Raw genomic sequence first — 1,156 nt, 5'->3', positions numbered from 1 at the left:
TAGTCCGGTAGGTGAAAGTTGCTGACCTTCTGTGGGTGTTCCCGAGTAGCGGCGGACCCCTGAAATCTGCCGTGAATCTGCCAGGACCACCTGGTAAGCCTAAATACTTCCTGGTGACCGATAGCGGACAAGTACCGTGAGGGAATGGTGAAAAGTACCCCGGGAGGGGAGTGAAATAGTACCTGAAACCGTTCGCCTACAATCCGTCGGAGCCTTGCGGGGTGACGGCGTGCCTTTTGAAGAATGAGCCTGCGAGTTAGTGGCATGTGGCGAGGTTAACCCGTGTGGGGGAGCCGTAGCGAAAGCGAGTCTGAATAGGGCGATTCAGTCGCGTGTCCTAGACCCGAAGCGGAGTGATCTAGCCATGGGCAGGCTGAAGCGCGGGTAAGACCGCGTGGAGGGCCGAACCCACCAATGTTGAAAAATTGGGGGATGACCTGTGGTTAGGGGTGAAAGGCCAATCAAACTCCGTGATAGCTGGTTCTCCCCGAAATGCATTTAGGTGCAGCGTCGCGTGTTTCTTGCCGGAGGTAGAGCACTGGATGGTCTAGGGGGCCCACAAGCTTACCGAAATCAGCCAAACTCCGAATGCCGGTAAGTGAGAGCGCGGCAGTGAGACTGCGGGGGATAAGCTTCGTAGTCGAGAGGGAAACAGCCCAGATCACCAGCTAAGGCCCCTAAGCGTGTGCTAAGTGGAAAAGGATGTGGGGTCGCATAGACAACCAGGAGGTTGGCTTAGAAGCAGCCACCCTTTAAAGAGTGCGTAATAGCTCACTGGTCAAGTGGTTCCGCGCCGACAATGTAGCGGGGCTCAAGCACACCGCCGAAGCTGTGGCATTCACATTTTATCCTCGCTTGGACTTGATTCCTTGTGCAGGTGTGTGGATGGGTAGGGGAGCGTCGTGCCGCGAGTGAAGCAGCGGGGTGACCCAGTTGTGGACGCGGCACGAGTGAGAATGCAGGCATGAGTAGCGAAAGAAGGGTGAGAAACCCTTCCGCCGGATGACCAAGGGTTCCAGGGCCAGGCTAATCCGCCCTGGGTGAGTCGGGACCTAAGGCGAGGCCGAGAGGCGTAGTCGATGGACAACGGGTTGATATTCCCGTACCCGCGAAAGAGCGTCCCTGATGAACCTCGTTGTGCTAACCACCCGAACCG

General features: G+C 57.1%; 1 rRNA gene (cut by both window edges). It reads left to right on the top strand.

The features are described from left to right. Window positions 1-1,156 (top strand): 23S ribosomal RNA (locus ABZ406_RS30785) (it extends past both window edges: 228 nt to the left, 1,635 nt to the right).

The organism is Micromonospora sp. NPDC005710, from assembly GCF_040630995.1.
In the GTDB taxonomy this organism is placed as follows: domain Bacteria; phylum Actinomycetota; class Actinomycetes; order Mycobacteriales; family Micromonosporaceae; genus Micromonospora.
The sequence above is the reverse complement of the archived record's forward strand: the minus strand, read 5'-3'. Positions and strand labels throughout refer to the sequence as shown.